We start from the raw sequence: 15,783 nt of genomic DNA on the forward strand, positions 1-15,783 counted from the left end.
TTGCCGCAGCAAGCCTTTGGAGAGGGGCATCAAGCGTTCTGGCGGTGCTGCTTTTCCAGTTTCTTCTTGATCCGGTCGCGTTTGAGCGTGGACAGGTAATCGACGAACAACTTGCCGTTGAGGTGGTCGCATTCGTGCTGGATGCACACGGCGAGCAGGCCTTCGGCGATCAGTTCGTAAGGCTTGCCGTCACGGTCCAGAGCCTTGATCTTGACCTTCTGCGGGCGGTCGACGTTTTCGTAGAAACCCGGCACCGAGAGGCAGCCTTCCTGGTATTGCTCCATTTCGTCGGTCAGCGATTCGAACTCGGGATTGATGAACACCCGGGGTTCGGTGCGGTCTTCGGAAAGGTCCATCACGACGATACGTTTGTGCACGTTGACCTGGGTCGCGGCAAGGCCGATGCCCGGCGCTTCATACATTGTTTCAAACATGTCATCGACCAGCTGACGCACTTCGTCGTCCACTACAGCCACAGGCTTGGCGATAGTGCGCAGACGCGGGTCCGGAAATTCGAGGATGTTCAAAATGGCCATAAGCTTGATTGCTGCACGTGTGAGGTAAAGTCGGGCGATGGCCTGGCGGGTCCGAAGATGCAGGCTACCGTTGTGAAACGTAGCTCCTTGCTTTTAAGCATAGAGCAGGGAGCGAGCCACGGGGGCTCTGGCGTTTCACGCGAACGCACATAATAAAGGGATTCACCGCATGAGGAAATCACTACTCGCCCTGCTGTTTCTGGCCTCGGCCGGAGCCGCGCACGGGCAAGTGCAACTCAAGGAAGGTTTTCCACAGCAATACACGGTGGTTTCGGGGGATACGCTCTGGGACATCTCCGGTAAATATTTGCGCGAACCCTGGCAGTGGCCACAGCTGTGGCGGGCCAATCCGCAGATCGAAAACCCCAACCTGATCTATCCGGGCGACACGCTGACGCTCAGTTACGTCAACGGCCAGCCGCGCCTGACCGTCAATCGCGGCGAGTCACGCGGCACCATCAAGCTGTCGCCGCGCATCCGCACCAGTCCGGTGGCCGATGCGATTCCGAGCATTCCGCTCAAATCGATCAACAGCTTTCTGCTGAGCAACCGCATCGTCGACAAGGTCGAGGACTTCGACAAGGCGCCTTACATTGTCGCTGGCGATGCCGAACGGGTGCTCAGCGGCACCGGTGACCGGATCTTCGCCCGGGGCCATTTCGACCCGAACCAGCCGGTCTACGGGATCTTCCGTCAGGGCAAGGTCTACACCGATCCCCAGACCAAGGAGTTTCTGGGGATCAACGCCGACGACATCGGCGGTGGTGAAATCGTCGCCACCGAAGGCGACGTCGCCACCCTCGCCCTGCAACGCACGACCCAGGAAGTGCGCCTCGGCGACCGCTTGTTCAGCGGCGAAGAGCGTTCGATCAACTCGACGTTCATGCCCAGCGCCCCCACCACCGACATCAACGGCCTGATCATCGATGTGCCCCGAGGCGTCACACAGATTGGCGCGATGGACGTAGTGACCCTGAACAAGGGCAAACGCGACGGCCTGGCCGAGGGCAACGTGCTGGTGGTGATGAAAACCGGGGAAACCGTGCGTGACCGGATCACCGGCCAACCGCTGAAAATCCCCGATGAACGCGCCGGATTGCTGATGGTGTTCCGCACCTACGACAAACTCAGTTACGGCCTCGTGCTGAACGCATCGCGCTCGCTGGCGGTGCTGGACAAGGTGCGAAATCCTTAGCTGGCTTCACAAGTTACCAACAGAGTTATCCACAGCTTGTTCCGAAAGGTTCGGGCCTTATAACGATCAAGGATGATCCATGATGATGCCTGTCTCTGCGTCGGTTTCCCCGGCGGAACTGGAAGCGCGCCTGCGCCTGCACCGCTTGCCGGAAGTTGGTCCTAAGCGTTTCACCAAACTGCTCGAAGCCTTCGGCTCTGCCTCGAAGGCGATCAGCGCACCGGCCAGCGCGTGGCGCTCGCTGGGTTTGCCGGCGGCTTGCGCCGAGGCCCGACGCTGCCCTGAAGTCCGCGACGGCGCCAGCCACGCATTGCGCTGGCTAGAGCGTCCGGATCAACATTTGCTGATGTGGGATCACCCGGATTACCCGGCCTTGCTGGCGCAGATTCCCGACCCACCGCCCTTGCTGTTCGTCGCTGGCGATCCGCAGATTCTGGAAAAACCGCAACTGGCAATGGTCGGCAGTCGCCGCGCTTCCCGCCCGGGCATGGACACTGCCGCTGCGTTTTCCCGCAGTCTCGCGGGAGCCGGATTCGTCATAACCAGTGGCCTGGCGCTGGGCATCGATGCGGCGGCGCATCAAGCTGCTCTCGACGTCGGCGGGCAAACGGTCGGCGTGCTCGGTACCGGTCTGGAAAACTTTTATCCACAGCGCAACCGGCGGCTGGCGGACGCGATGATTGCATCCGGCAGTGCAGTGCTTTCGGAATTCCCTCTGAACACCGGGCCGACGGCGAGCAACTTCCCAAGGCGCAACCGCATCATCAGCGGCTTGTCCCTCGGCGTGCTTGTGGTCGAGGCCAGTGTTGCCAGCGGCTCGTTGATCACTGCGCGGCTGGCGGCGGAACAGGGGCGCGAGGTGTACGCCATTCCGGGCTCGATTCACCACCCCGGCGCCCGGGGCTGTCATCAGTTGATCCGTGACGGAGCCGTGCTGGTGGAAACCATCGAACATATTCTCGAGGCCCTGCGTGGCTGGCAGCACCTGCCGGTATCCACCGCCGTAGCGAATCCGGATAACCCGTTGCTGCGTCTGCTGCACGCGGCGCCGCACACCAGCGAGGGGCTGGCCGACAGCAGTGGCTGGGCGCTGCCCAAAGTGCTGGCGGCACTCACCGAACTGGAGATGGATGGCCGCGCGGTGTGCGAAAACGGCCGCTGGTTTGCGCGCGTGAGCTAGGTTTTACATTGAAGATCGGTAAACTGCGCGAAACCTGTTTGCGGAGAGTTTTTTCATGGTCAACAGTTGGCGTGTGCAACAAGCCGCACGAGAGATTCGCGCCGGGGCGGTGATTGCCTATCCAACCGAAGCCGTCTGGGGGCTGGGGTGCGATCCTTGGAATGAAGAAGCGGTGGATCGCCTGTTGGCGATCAAGAACCGTTCGGTGGACAAGGGCTTGATCCTGGTCGCCGACAACATTCGTCAGTTCGATTTTCTGTTCGAGGATTTCCCCCAGGACTGGATCGACCGCATGGCCAGCACCTGGCCGGGCCCGAACACCTGGCTGGTGCCGCATCAGAACCTGTTGCCGGAGTGGGTGACCGGGGTGCATGACACGGTGGCGCTGCGGGTCAGCGATCATCCGCAGGTGCGGGACTTGTGCTCGCTGGTCGGGCCGTTGATCTCGACCTCGGCCAACCCGCAAGGCCGGCCGGCGGCGAAGAGTCGCTTGCGGGTCGAACAGTATTTCCGTGGTCAGGTCGATCTGGTGTTGGGCGGAGCCCTCGGCGGGCGCAAGAACCCGAGTCTGATCCGGGATCTGGCTACCGGCAATGTGGTGCGCCCGGCTTGAAACCGAGGTGCATCCATCGCGAGCAAGCTCGCTCCCACAGGAGTAATGCATGCCAAATGTGGGGGCGACGGTGCGACGATTCGACCTGCTCGCGATGGGGCGCGTTATGGCAACAGAACAGTCGAGCCCGTCGTACGCCGCGCTGACAACTCAGTCTGCGCCTTCGCTGCATCCGCCAGTGAATAACGCTGGCTGATATCCACTTTCAGCTTGCCGCTGGTGATCATCCCGAACAGCTCATCGGCCATGCGCTGCAGGTTCTCGGCGTTGTTGGCGTAGGTCGCCAGGGTCGGCCGGGTGACGTACAACGAGCCTTTCGCCGCCAGAATCCCCAGGTTCACGCCCTCCACCGCGCCCGACGCATTGCCGAAGCTCACCAACAGGCCGCGGGGCGCCACGCTGTCCAGCGACGCCGGCCAGGTGTCCTTGCCGACGCCGTCATAGACCACGGGGACTTTTTTCCCGTCGGTCAATTCCAGCACCCGTTGGGCGACGTTTTCGTGGCTGTAGTCGATGGTTTCCCAGGCGCCATGGGCCTTGGCCAGATCGGCCTTGGCTTTCGAGCTGACGGTGCCGATCAGCTTCACGCCCAGGGCTTTGGCCCATTGGCAGGCGAGCAAGCCGACACCGCCGGCCGCTGCGTGGAACAGAATGGTTTCGCCACCCTTGAGTTCATAGGTCTGGCGCAGCAGGTACTGCACGGTCAGGCCCTTGAGCATCACGCCGGCGGCGGTTTCGAAGCTGATGGCGTCCGGCAGGTGCACCAGATTCGCTTCCGGCAGGACGTGGACATCACTGTACGCGCCCAACGGGCCGCTGCCGTAGGCCACACGATCACCGACCTTGAACCGGGTGACCTCGCTGCCCACGGCCTCGACGATACCGGCGCCTTCCGCACCCACGCCCGACGGCAAGGCCGGTGGCGCGTACAGACCGCTGCGGTAGTAGGTGTCGATGAAGTTCAGGCCGATGGCCTTGTTGCTCACGCGAACCTGCTGCGGACCGGGTTCGGCCGGTTGATAGTCAACGTACTCGAGCACTTCGGGGCCGCCGTGGGCGCGGAACTGGATTCGCTTGGCCATCTGCCTACTCCTCGGGTCATTTGGAAAGGTCCCTATCGAACGCTCATGCTTGATCTTCGTCAACTGCGGCGTGCCGGTTTGCGATGGTATGCTACGCGCCCATTTGCGCGGGGCGCCGCGCAGTTCCGCCCGATCCAAGGTGAAGCCATGACGACCCGCACCGACGCCGTAAAGGCCTATCTGCTCGACCTGCAAGACCGCATCTGCGCCGCGCTGGAAACCGAAGACGGCGGCACGTGCTTCGTCGAAGACGCCTGGACCCGTCCGGCCGGCGGTGGCGGTCGGACCCGGGTGATCGAGAACGGCACGGTGATCGAAAAGGGCGGCGTCAACTTTTCCCACGTCTTCGGCAGTGGCCTGCCACCGTCTGCCAGTGCCCATCGGCCGGAGCTGGCCGGGCGTGGCTTCGAAGCGCTCGGCGTGTCGCTGGTGATTCACCCGCACAACCCGCATGTGCCGACGTCCCACGCCAACGTGCGCTTTTTCATCGCCGAGAAGGAAGGCGAAGAGCCGGTCTGGTGGTTCGGCGGTGGCTTCGACCTGACTCCGTACTACGGCAACGAAGAAGACTGCATACACTGGCACCGCGTTGCCGAACAGGCCTGCGCGCCGTTTGGCCCGGACGTCTACCCGCGCTACAAGGCCTGGTGCGACACCTACTTCCACATCAAGCATCGCCACGAGCCGCGCGGCATCGGTGGCCTGTTCTTCGATGACCTGAACGAGTGGGACTTCGACACCAGTTTCGCCTTCATGCGCGCCATCGGCGATGCGTACATCGACGCTTACCTGCCGATCGTGCAGCGCCGCAAGAACGACGCCTTTACCGCCAAGCAGCGCGAGTTCCAGGAATTCCGTCGCGGCCGCTACGTCGAGTTCAATCTGGTTTACGACCGTGGCACCCTGTTCGGCCTGCAATCGGGCGGGCGCACCGAATCGATCCTGATGTCGTTGCCGCCGCAAGTGCGCTGGGCCTACGACTGGAAAGCCGAGCCGGGCAGCGAAGAAGCGCGCCTGACCGAGTACTTCCTGCAAGACCGCGACTGGCTGGCTCAGGCCTGAGGACTTCTGATGGATCGTTACGTCGTTTTCGGTAACCCGATCGGCCACAGCAAGTCGCCGATGATTCACAAACTGTTCGCCGAACAGACCGGCCAGAGCCTCGACTACAGCACGCTGCTGGCGCCGCTCGAGGACTTTTCCGGCTGCGCCACGGCGTTTTTCCGGGAAGGTCGCGGCGCCAACGTGACCGTGCCGTTCAAGGAAGACGCCTATCGCCTGGCCAACAGCCTGACCGCCCGTGCTCAACGCGCGGGTGCGGTGAACACCCTGAGCAAACTGGCCGACGGCAGCCTGCTCGGCGACAACACCGACGGCGCCGGTCTGGTGCGGGATTTGACGGTCAACGCCGGGTTCAGCCTTACCGGCAAACGCATTCTGCTGCTCGGCGCCGGTGGCGCGGTGCGCGGTGCGCTGGAGCCGTTGCTGGCAGAAAAACCGACCTCGGTGATCATCGCCAACCGCACAGTGGACAAGGCCGAGCTGCTGGCCGAACTGTTTTGTGATCTGGGGCCGGTGTCGGCCAGTGGTTACGACTGGTTGCGCGAGCCGGTGGACGTGATCATCAACGCCACCTCCGCCAGCCTCACCGGCGACGTGCCGCCAATTGCCCCAAGCCTGATCGAGCCCGGCAAAACGCTGTGCTACGACATGATGTACGGCAAGGAACCGACCGCGTTCTGCCGCTGGGCCAGCGAGCATGGTGCAGGGGTGGTGATGGACGGCTTGGGCATGCTGGCCGAACAGGCTGCCGAGGCGTTCTTCCTGTGGCGCGGTGTGCGTCCCGACACGGCGCCGGTTCTGGCGGAATTGCGTCGACAGTTGGCGCTGTAAGGCGCCCTCAGTCCTCGAAACGGATCGGGCATTTCTCCGGCCCTTCCAGCTTGCGCAACTCCTCTACCACCTGCGGTCGCGCCTGACGCAAGGTCAGGCTGCGATCCTGGTGCAGCAGGCGCCGCGCTTCCTGATGGAGCATTTCCACGCCGGAATAGTCGATGAAGTTGATCTGCTGCGCCTCGATCACCACCCGCGCGCCGTGCATTCGTTGCAAGCGCACTTGCAGGTAGTGGCTGGCGCCGAAAAAGATCGACCCGCCGACCCGCAACACATCTTCGTCGCCATCGCGCCAATGCTGCACTCTCGGCTGCGAGGTGCGCTTGAGGTAGAAAAACAGCGAGGCGAGCACGCCGGCATAGATTGCCGTCTGCAATTCCAGCAGCAACGTGGCAATGCAGGTCAGGCCCATCACCACGAATTCCGCCCGGCTGACCCGCAGCAGCGCACGAATGCCGCGATGATCCACCAGTCCCCAGGCGATCAGCAGAATACTGCCGGCCATGGCCGGGATTGGAATGTGCGCGATCAGCCCGGCACCGAAAATCGCGAACAACGCCACCCACAACGCCGAAAACACTCCGGCCAATGGCGAACAGGCCCCGGCCTCATAACTCAGCCCGGAACGGGTGAACGAGCCGGCGGACAACGAACCGGAAAAAAACGCACCGATAATGTTCGAAAGGCCCTGCGCGCGGACTTCCTGATTGGCATCGAGCAACTGTTGCGAGCGCGCGGATATCGAACGGGCAATCGACAGGCTGGTGACCAGCCCGAGCATGCCCACCGCCACGGCACTGGGCAGCAGGCGCAGGATCATATCCATATCCAGCGGCAATCCACTGAACGGCGGCAGGCGCCCGGCAAACGCGCTGACCAATTGAACGTGGCCGAACATCGCCGGCCACAGCCACACCACCAGACTGCCGAGCACCAGGGTCATCAACAACGTCGGCCAGCGCGGTAGCCATTGTTTGAGCAACGCACCGACCACCACCGTGGCGACACCGAGGAGCAGCGACGGTTTATCCACAGCCCCCAGATGGCGCAGCAGATCCATCAGGCTGTCCAGCGCCGTGGCCTTGGCCGGCAGATCCAGTCCCAACAGGTTCGGCAATTGACCAATGGCAATTACCACCGCCGCGCCGAGGGTGAAACCCAGCACCACCGAGTGCGAGACGAAATTCACCAGCGCGCCGAAGCGCAGCAGGCCGAGCAGCCACTGGAAAATCCCGGCGAGGAAGGTCAGCAGCAGGATCAGGGTGATGTAGTCCTGTGATGCAGGCACCGCCAGCGGACTGACACTGGCGAACAGCACAATCGAAATCGCCGCCGTCGGGCCGCAGATCAGATGCCAAGACGAGCCCCACAAACAGGCGATCAACACGGGAACGATGGCGGCATAGAGCCCGTATTCCGGTGGGAGACCGGCGATCAGCGCGTAGGCAATCGACTGGGGCAACGCGAGAATCGCCCCGCTTAGGCCGACGACCAGGTCCCGCCCGACGCTGGCGCGGGTCTGCCGGGGCAGCCAGGTCAGGAAGGGGAAAAGTGAGCGGCGGCTGGGGAGGGCCATGGATCCTCTCGGGTGAAATTTTGCGCATTGTACGCAGCCCGGAACGCCGAGCGTCCATTGCGGCGTTCCCACGCAGAGCGTGGGAACGGTCGGCCGCGTAGTTACAATTTGGCTTTTACGGCCGGCAACGCATCTTTGCCGTCCACGGTTTTCACACCATCAAGCCACTTATCCAATACCCCCGGATTTGCCTTGATCCAGGCCTTCGCCGCATCGGCATTGCTGACCTTCTTGTTCACCACCTCAGCCATGATGCTGTTCTCCATCTCCTGAGTGAACGCAAGATTGGTCAGCAATTTACCCACATTCGGGCACGCTTCGGCGTAGCCCTTGCGGGTGAGGGTGTAGACGCTCCCCGTGTCGCCGAAGTATTTCTCGCCGCCCTTGAGGTAATGCATTTTCAGCTGCACGTTCATCGGATGCGGAGTCCAGCCGAGGAAGGTGACGAACTTCTGCTTTTTCACCGCCCTCGAAACTTCGGCCAGCATCGCCTGTTCGCTGGACTCGATCAGCTTCCACTGGCCCAGGTCGAAGTCGTTCTTCTTGATGATCTCTTGCAGCGAAATGTTCGCTGGCGCGCCGGAGCCGATGCCGTAGATCTTCTTCTCGAATTTATCGGCGTACTTATTCAGGTCGGCAAAGTTATGCACACCCGCGTCCCACACGTAATCCGGCACGGCCAGGGTGAATTCGGTGCCGTCGAGATTCTTCGCCAGTTGGGTGACGTCGCCAGTGGCGACGAACTTGTCGTAGAAGCCCTGCTGCGCCGGCATCCAGTTGCCGAGGAACACGTCGACCTGACCGTCCTTCAAACCACCGAAGGTGATAGGCACCGCGAGGGTGTCGACCTTGGACTTGTAGCCCATGCCATCCAGCAGAAACCCGGTGATGGCGTTGGTCGCGGCGATGTCGCTCCAGCCGGGGTCGGCCATCTTCACCGTATCGCAGCTCTCGGCGAACGCGGATGCGCTGCCCAGTGCCAGCAGACTGACCGTCACGACTGTGGATAACTTGACCATGGACTTCCCCTTAACATTATTGGTTTTGGCAGGGTTGTGGATAACGGGCCTTGCGCTCCAGGTCATCGAGGTCGATGTGGTTGCGCATGTATTGCTGACTGGCGTCCACCAGCGGCTGGTGATCCCAGCTCTTCAGTTTGCCGATCGTCAGCGCCTCGGCGACGAAACGCCGACGGCGCTGGCTCTCGAGGACTTCGCGGTGGATTGCCGGGATGTCCCACTTGGCCCGCGCTTCGGCGAGAAAATCGTCGAACAGTTGGCGATGTTGTGGCGATTGGCTGAGTTCTTCCTGCTCGCGTGGATCGTTATCCACATCGAAGAGTAGGCAAGGGTCGGTTTCGCTGTAGATAAATTTGTAGGCGCCACGCCGGATCATCATCAGCGGGCTGACGGTGCCTTCGGCCATGTATTCGCCGAACACCTCGTCGTGACCGCCCTGCCCTTGCAGGTGTGGAACCAGCGAACGGCCGTCCAGCGGCAGGTTCGGTTCCAGGCTGCCGCCGGCCAGTTCGACAAAGGTCGGCAACAGGTCGGCGGTGGAGACGGCAGAGCTGACACGGCCCGATTTGAAATGACCGGGTGCACTTATCAACAGGGGCACGCGAGCAGCCATTTCGTACCAGTGCATTTTGTACCAGAGGCCCTTCTCTCCCAGCATGTCGCCATGGTCGCCGGAGAAGACGATGACGGTGTCGTCCATCAGCCCACAATCTTCGAGGGTTTGCAGGAGTTTGCCGACGTTGGCGTCGATATAGCTGCATGCGCCGAAGTACGCGCGGCGTGCATCGCGGATTTTATCCACAGGCAGCGGCTTGTCCCACAAGTCGTAGACTTTGAGCAAACGCTGGGAGTGCGGATCGAGAGAATGCTGATCCGGCGTCGTCGGAAGCGGGATCTCCGCATCGTCGTACAAATCCCAGAACGCCTTGGGAATCGTGTACGGATCGTGTGGGTGAGTCATCGACACGGTCAGGCAGAACGGCTGGTCGCCGTCCTCGCGAATATGATCGAACAGGTATTGCTGCGCCTTGAACACCACCTCTTCATCGAAATCGAGTTGGTTGGTGCGCACGCACGGCCCGGCCTGCAGCACCGACGACATGTTGTGGTACCAGCTCGGCCGCACGTCGGGTTCATCCCAGTTCACCGCCCAGCCGTAGTCGGCGGGGTAGATATCGCTGGTCAGGCGCTCTTCGTAACCGTGCAGTTGATCGGGGCCGCAGAAGTGCATCTTGCCCGATAGCGCGGTGCGGTAACCGAGGCGGCGCAGGTAATGGGCGTAGGTGGGGATGTCGGCGGGGAAATCGGCGGCGTTGTCGTAGGCGCCGATCTTGCTCGGCAGCTGGCCGCTGACCAGGGTGAAACGCGACGGCGCGCACAGCGGGCTGTTGCAGTACGCGGCATCGAACACCACGCCTTGTTCGGCGAGGCGGCTGAGATTCGGCAGTTTGATCGGCGACTGGCCGTAGAACGGCAACATTGGCGCGGCCATTTGATCGGCCATGATGAAAAGAATGTTCTTGCGCTTCATGTGATCGCGGCATTCCATAGTGAATATTTATGCGACATTGCTGCGATCGAGCATGGATTCCACGCAATATCCGGTAAAGCCCGCGCCGGACAATGACTAGGATAAGCACAGCTTATGTATGAAGCCCTCGGTGATTTGTCGCTGGACCTGCTGCGCGCCTTCGAGGCGGCGGCCCGTCATCGCAGCTTTACCGCTGCGGCGGTGGAGCTTGGCACGACGCAACCGGCCATCAGCCAGCAAATCAAACGGTTGGAGGAACAGCTCGGTACGCGGCTGTTCGATCGCATTTACCGGGGCATCGAACTGACCGAGGTCGGCTCGATCCTGTTCGAGCAAGTTACCCTCGGTTTGCAGAATATCGATGCAGGATTGAGCGCGATCAGCACGCAGCAGCAACACGAAGTGCTGCAGGTCGCCACCGATTTCGCCTTCGCCGCGTACTGGCTGATGCCACGTCTGCACCGTTTCCATGAGGCTTATCCACAGGTGGATGTGAGCCTGGTCACTAGCGAACGCAATCACAATATGCTGCGCCCGGATATCGACGTTGCCGTGCTGTTCGGCGACGGTCGCTTCAAACAGGGCGAAAGTCACTGGCTGTTCAGCGAAGAAGTGTTTCCCGTATGCAGCCCGCAGTTGCTCAGGGATCGCGCCCTGCCCTTGCCGGCCCAAGCATTGATGGAGTTTCCGCTGCTGCACCTGCGCGGAGAAAACAGCAGCAACTGGTTCAATTGGAGTGGCCTGTTCCGCGCGCTGAACATCATTACACCGCCGGCCCCGGGCCAGCTGCGCTTCGACAATTACACCTTGCTGATCCAAGCGGCGATTGGCGGTCAGGGCGTGGCGATCGGCTGGCGGCACCTTGTGGATAACTTATTAACCCAAGGGCTGTTGTGCCGGCCGATCGCCGAGACCACCCTGTCGCGCCTCGGTTATTACGTGGTGTTGCCGCAGCGCAAACGCCGGGGAGCGTTGATCCAGACGTTCGTGGATTGGCTGATGGCCGAACAGGCCAGCAGCGCCGAGTCCCTGGCTGGACTGCCGTTGCCCTCGATTGCTGTGTAACGGATCAGGAAGCCGCAACAAAATCCACGTGCTGACGCAGATGCAGATTCAACCGCAGCTCATCGGAAATCCCCACCGCCACACGGTTCAGGCGCTCCAACGGCTCGGCCAGACCCGGTTCAAGCGTGCGCCCGACCTGACTGAAATGCTCGATCGTCAGCCCGGCGACACTGCGCGGTGCGTTCACCAGTGTCCAGTGCAGCGGGCTGCTTTGCAGGGCCTCGCGTATTTCCTCGGCGGCGTGGCGTTGCAGAGGATCGGCGTTTTCCGGATCGTCCAGTGCTTCGAATTCGCCGATGACAAACAGCCGCGAGATGTTCGCCGCCTGCAACCCGTCGATCAACGCATCCACCGCCAGGACCTGTTCCACCGGTCCCAGCACCACGGATTTCTCGACATGATCGCTACTCAACGGCAGGCCCGGCGCATTGAGCAGGCAGATCACCGCAGAGCTGCCGGCCACGCTCTGATGGACCCGCTTGGCGTCCAGCAGGTCACCGCTTTTGGTGCGCAGTCCCGGCCGTGGCGCGAGCGCCGTCAGATCGTCGAGGATCGCGATGACTTCGTGCTGGCGACGCAGCAGTTCAGCCATCAACGCACTGCCCAGGCTACTCATGGCACCATAGAGCACCACTTTTACCGCCGGGGTTTCGGCATTTTTCATGGCTGAGGTCCCTTTTGTTTTCCCTTGTATGGCGTGTGACATATAAGGAACGCCGAGGGTTCGAACCGATTCAGAGGGTTTGCGATGCAGACGATCAAGGGTTATCACGCCCACGTTTATTACGACGCCAGCACGATCGAACAGGCGCGGGCGCTGTGTGAGCAGGCCGCGCAATTATTCCCATTGAAGATGGGTCGCGTGCATGAACGTCCGGTCGGCCCGCACCTGGACTGGAGCTGCCAGCTGGCCTTCGGCCCGGAGTTGATCGGTGACGTGCTGCCGTGGCTGGCGCTCAATCGCAAGGGGCTGGTGGTGTTCCTGCACCCGGACACCGGCGATGACTTGCTGGACCACACCGAGCACGCAATCTGGATGGGCGCGATGCGACCGCTGGATCTGTCTATTTTTTGATCAGATAGTCTCTTCCGGCTCGCTCGGCAAATGCTCGTCCAGGTGCAGCCACGGCAACTGGCTGTCGGTCCAGATGTGCCGCTCGGCGGCGGCCTGCTCCGGGTGATCCAGCGTGGCGATGGTCAGATCGATGCTCTCGGGGCTGAGCAAGGTCACCAGCGCCAGTTGCGCGCCGCAGTTCGGGCAGAAGAACCGGGCGCAACTGGTCGACGAGCCATAGCGCGAAGGCGTCCCGGCCAGCCACTGGAAGTTCGCTGCCGGCACGGTGATCCAGGTGGTGACGATGCCGCCGCTGACCTTTCGACAGATCGAACAATGACAGTGGGCGATGTCGTGCAACGCTCCGCTGAACTGATAGCGGATATGTCCGCAATGGCAGCCACCGCTGTGCAAATCAGTCATCGCCCTGCCCTCCACTTCCCGTGTTCATTGACTCTAGCCCGCATCCGACGGCCGGTTGGCCGTTCGCCCAAAGCTTTCTTGTGCGAAAGGTAGCTGAAAGGTTCCCCGATTAGGATCGCCCCCACTGCCGGCAACAGACCGGTTGGCCAACGCGTGTGATTGCTCGCACGACAGGACCAATTAACAACAACAATGGTGATTCTGATGTCCTCTGCAACCCGCCTCCTCCCACGCCTTTTTTCTGACACTCCGCTCGTACGCCTTGTGCTTCCCGTTCTGCGCTGATCCAACCCGATCCGCTCATTTACCTAGCCGCGCTACGCCTGGAGTATTCCCATGCTGACTTTCCTTGGCTTCGCCATGGTCATCACGTTCATGTTCCTGATCATGACCAAGCGCCTGTCTGCGCTGATCGCTCTGATCATCATCCCGATCCTGTTCGCCCTGTTCGGTGGCTTCGCCCCGAAGATCGGCCCGATGATGCTCGAAGGTATTACCAAGCTTGCGCCGACCGGCGTGATGCTGATGTTCGCGATTTTGTATTTCGCCCTGATGATCGACTCCGGACTGTTCGACCCGGCCGTGCGCAAGATCCTCAAACTGGTCAAGGGCGACCCGCTGAAAGTTTCGGTCGGCACCGCCGTACTGGCGCTCGTCGTTTCCCTCGATGGTGACGGCGCGACCACTTACATGATCTGCGTGGCCGCCATGCTGCCACTGTACAGCCGCATCGGCATGAGCCCGCGGATCATGGCCGGTCTGATCATCCTCGCCGGTGGCGTGATGAACATGACCCCATGGGGTGGCCCGACTGCCCGTGCGGCGAGCGCGCTGCACGTGGACCCGTCGGACATCTTCGTACCAATGATCCCGGCGATGGCTGCCGGTGTGGTAGCGATCCTGATCATTGCCTACTTCTACGGCAAACGTGAGCGTGCGCGTCTGGGTGAGCTGCACCTGATCGGCGACGAAATCGATCACAGCGAAATCAGCGTCTCGCAATTCCCGGATGCCCGTCGTCCGAAACTGATCTGGTTCAACGGCCTGCTGACCCTGGCCCTGATGTGCACCCTGATCGCCGGCCTGCTGCCGCTGCCGGTGCTGTTCATGGTGGCGTTCAGTATTGCCATGATCGTCAACTACCCTTGCCTGCAAATGCAGAAGGATCGTGTCGCGGCCCACGCCGGCAGCGTGCTGTCGGTGGTCAGTCTGATCTTCGCGGCGGGCATTTTCACCGGTATCCTGTCGGGCACCGGCATGGTCGACGCGATGTCGAAAAGCCTGCTGGCGGTGATCCCTGATTTCCTCGGCCCGTACCTGGCGGTGATCACGGCGCTGGTGAGCATGCCGTTCACGTTCTTCATGTCGAACGACGCGTTCTACTACGGTGTGTTGCCGGTGTTGTCCGAAGCGGCCAGCCATTACGGCATCACCGCTGTGGAAATGGCCCGAGCCTCGATCGTCGGCCAGCCGGTTCACCTGCTGAGCCCACTGGTGCCGTCGACGTACCTCCTGGTGGCACTGGCGGGCATCGAGTTCGGCGATCACCAGCGTTTCACCCTGAAGTGGGCAGTGCTGGTCTGCCTGTGCATACTGGTCGCAGCCTTGCTGTTGGGGACTTTCCCGCTGTTCAGCACGTTGTAACGGCACCAAACTCACCAGGACGCCAGCTGATTGCTGGCGTCCTGGTTTAACACTCGCTCAAAGGAATACACATGGAATGGCTGACCAACCCTGAGATCTGGGTTGCCTTCTTCACCCTGACCGCCCTGGAAATCGTTCTGGGCATCGATAACATCATCATGATTTCGATCCTGGTCAGCCGCATGCCCAAACACATGCAGCAGCGCACCCGGATCTTCGGTCTTGGCCTGGCCATGATCACGCGGATCCTGTTGCTGCTGTCGATCACCTGGGTCATGCGCCTCACCGCCGACCTGTTCGAAGTGTTCGGCCAGGGCATTTCCGGCCGCGACCTGATCCTGTTCTTCGGTGGCCTGTTCCTGCTGTGGAAAAGCTCCCAGGAGATGTACCACGCACTGGAAGGTGAAGACGAAAGCGACGACGAGCCTTCGGGCAAGGGCGGCAATTTCCTCTACACCATCATCCAGATCGCGATCATCGACATCGTGTTCTCGCTGGACTCGGTGATCACCGCCGTCGGCATGGTGTCCCACGTTCCGGTCATGGTCGCGGCGATCATCGTTGCGGTACTGGTGATGATGCTGGCTTCGGGCAAGATCAGCGAGTTCATCGACAAGCACCCGTCGCTGAAAATGCTCGCGCTGTCGTTCCTGCTGGTGGTCGGTACCGTGCTGATTGCCGAATCGTTCGACGTGCACGTACCGAAAGGCTACGTCTACTTCGCCATGGCGTTCTCGCTGGCGGTCGAAGCGATCAACATCAAGATGCGCACCGCCATCGCGAAAAAGAAGAAACAGCAGGATCCGGTAAAACTGCGCAAGGATATTCCGGGTCAGTAACCCGAGCGCTGTGGATATGACAAAGGGGCCTTCGCAGACTGTGTGAAAACCTAGCAATCTGTCCGGCCCTTTAAGAAAATGCTCCGTATCGAAAGATACGGAGCATTTTTCGTTATGGCCTACATACAAGGAG

16 protein-coding genes are annotated in these 15,783 nt (G+C 61.4%); 9 read left to right on the forward strand and 7 right to left on the reverse strand.

Annotated elements, in window-relative coordinates:
* Positions 1 to 29: 29 nt before the first annotated feature.
* Positions 30 to 536 carry a peptide deformylase gene (gene def, locus CAF63_RS15650; RefSeq protein ID WP_007954104.1) on the reverse strand — a complete coding sequence of 169 codons (507 nt, stop codon included), beginning with the start codon at positions 534 to 536 and terminating at the stop codon, positions 30 to 32.
* Between the two features lie 169 nt (positions 537 to 705).
* On the opposite strand from def, the gene CAF63_RS15655 reads away from it, so the two are divergent.
* From CAF63_RS15655 to CAF63_RS15665, 3 genes are all read left to right on the forward strand, one after another.
* Positions 706 to 1,731 carry a LysM peptidoglycan-binding domain-containing protein gene (locus tag CAF63_RS15655; protein ID WP_085686160.1) on the forward strand — a complete coding sequence of 342 codons (1,026 nt, stop codon included), beginning with the start codon at positions 706 to 708 and terminating at the stop codon, positions 1,729 to 1,731.
* A 79-nt stretch (positions 1,732 to 1,810) separates the two neighbouring features.
* Positions 1,811 to 2,911 carry a DNA-processing protein DprA gene (dprA, locus tag CAF63_RS15660; RefSeq protein ID WP_085686162.1) on the forward strand — a complete coding sequence of 367 codons (1,101 nt, stop codon included), beginning with the start codon at positions 1,811 to 1,813 and terminating at the stop codon, positions 2,909 to 2,911.
* A gap of 55 nt (positions 2,912 to 2,966) precedes the next feature.
* Positions 2,967 to 3,524, forward strand: coding sequence for an L-threonylcarbamoyladenylate synthase (locus CAF63_RS15665; protein WP_085686163.1), 558 nt, complete (start codon positions 2,967 to 2,969; stop codon positions 3,522 to 3,524).
* A 104-nt stretch (positions 3,525 to 3,628) separates the two neighbouring features.
* Here the strand turns inward: CAF63_RS15665 and CAF63_RS15670 are convergent, their stop codons facing one another.
* Positions 3,629 to 4,606: an NADPH:quinone reductase gene (locus CAF63_RS15670; RefSeq protein ID WP_085686165.1), complete on the reverse strand. Its 978-nt coding sequence runs from the start codon at positions 4,604 to 4,606 to the stop codon at positions 3,629 to 3,631.
* 147 nt (positions 4,607 to 4,753) lie between these two features.
* Here CAF63_RS15670 and hemF point away from each other — a divergent pair, with 147 nt between their 5' ends.
* Both hemF and aroE read left to right on the forward strand, forming a co-directional pair.
* Positions 4,754 to 5,668, forward strand: a complete 915-nt coding sequence (gene hemF / locus CAF63_RS15675) for an oxygen-dependent coproporphyrinogen oxidase (protein ID WP_085686192.1) — start codon at positions 4,754 to 4,756, stop codon at positions 5,666 to 5,668.
* Between the two features lie 9 nt (positions 5,669 to 5,677).
* Positions 5,678 to 6,499 carry a shikimate dehydrogenase gene (gene aroE, locus CAF63_RS15680; RefSeq protein ID WP_085686167.1) on the forward strand — a complete coding sequence of 274 codons (822 nt, stop codon included), beginning with the start codon at positions 5,678 to 5,680 and terminating at the stop codon, positions 6,497 to 6,499.
* Positions 6,500 to 6,506: 7 nt separating this feature from the next.
* Here aroE and CAF63_RS15685 read toward each other — a convergent pair whose 3' ends face one another.
* The 3 genes from CAF63_RS15685 to betC form a co-directional block, all read right to left on the reverse strand.
* Positions 6,507 to 8,075 carry a SulP family inorganic anion transporter gene (locus CAF63_RS15685; RefSeq protein WP_085686169.1) on the reverse strand — a complete coding sequence of 523 codons (1,569 nt, stop codon included), beginning with the start codon at positions 8,073 to 8,075 and terminating at the stop codon, positions 6,507 to 6,509.
* A gap of 101 nt (positions 8,076 to 8,176) precedes the next feature.
* Positions 8,177 to 9,094 (reverse strand): choline ABC transporter substrate-binding protein, encoded by a 918-nt coding sequence (gene choX, locus CAF63_RS15690; protein WP_085686172.1) that lies wholly within the window; start codon positions 9,092 to 9,094, stop codon positions 8,177 to 8,179.
* Between the two features lie 16 nt (positions 9,095 to 9,110).
* Entirely contained in the window at positions 9,111 to 10,625 is a 1,515-nt protein-coding gene (gene betC, locus CAF63_RS15695) for a choline-sulfatase (protein WP_085686174.1), read from the reverse strand.
* Positions 10,626 to 10,739: 114 nt separating this feature from the next.
* On the opposite strand from betC, the gene CAF63_RS15700 reads away from it, so the two are divergent.
* Positions 10,740 to 11,690 carry a LysR family transcriptional regulator gene (locus CAF63_RS15700; protein ID WP_085686176.1) on the forward strand — a complete coding sequence of 317 codons (951 nt, stop codon included), beginning with the start codon at positions 10,740 to 10,742 and terminating at the stop codon, positions 11,688 to 11,690.
* A gap of 4 nt (positions 11,691 to 11,694) precedes the next feature.
* Here the strand turns inward: CAF63_RS15700 and CAF63_RS15705 are convergent, their stop codons facing one another.
* Positions 11,695 to 12,354, reverse strand: coding sequence for an NAD(P)-dependent oxidoreductase (locus tag CAF63_RS15705; protein ID WP_085686178.1), 660 nt, complete (start codon positions 12,352 to 12,354; stop codon positions 11,695 to 11,697).
* Between the two features lie 84 nt (positions 12,355 to 12,438).
* On the opposite strand from CAF63_RS15705, the gene CAF63_RS15710 reads away from it, so the two are divergent.
* A complete protein-coding gene (locus tag CAF63_RS15710; RefSeq protein WP_085686180.1) occupies positions 12,439 to 12,765 on the forward strand; it encodes a DOPA 4,5-dioxygenase family protein in 327 nt (108 codons plus the stop codon).
* Here the strand turns inward: CAF63_RS15710 and CAF63_RS15715 are convergent, their stop codons facing one another.
* Positions 12,766 to 13,167 carry a GFA family protein gene (locus CAF63_RS15715; RefSeq protein ID WP_085686182.1) on the reverse strand — a complete coding sequence of 134 codons (402 nt, stop codon included), beginning with the start codon at positions 13,165 to 13,167 and terminating at the stop codon, positions 12,766 to 12,768.
* Positions 13,168 to 13,503: 336 nt separating this feature from the next.
* Between CAF63_RS15715 and CAF63_RS15720 the strand changes: the two genes are divergently transcribed.
* Together CAF63_RS15720 and CAF63_RS15725 are read left to right on the forward strand one after the other, a co-directional pair.
* The gene (locus CAF63_RS15720; RefSeq protein ID WP_007954069.1) at positions 13,504 to 14,811 is read left to right on the forward strand and encodes a CitMHS family transporter; all 1,308 of its coding nucleotides are present in this window, start codon (positions 13,504 to 13,506) and stop codon (positions 14,809 to 14,811) included.
* A 71-nt stretch (positions 14,812 to 14,882) separates the two neighbouring features.
* Positions 14,883 to 15,650, forward strand: coding sequence for a TerC family protein (locus tag CAF63_RS15725; protein ID WP_085686184.1), 768 nt, complete (start codon positions 14,883 to 14,885; stop codon positions 15,648 to 15,650).
* Positions 15,651 to 15,783: the final 133 nt, after the last annotated feature.

Origin of the sequence: Pseudomonas sp. B20(2017), from assembly GCF_002113125.1 — a bacterium.
Taxonomy (GTDB): domain Bacteria; phylum Pseudomonadota; class Gammaproteobacteria; order Pseudomonadales; family Pseudomonadaceae; genus Aquipseudomonas.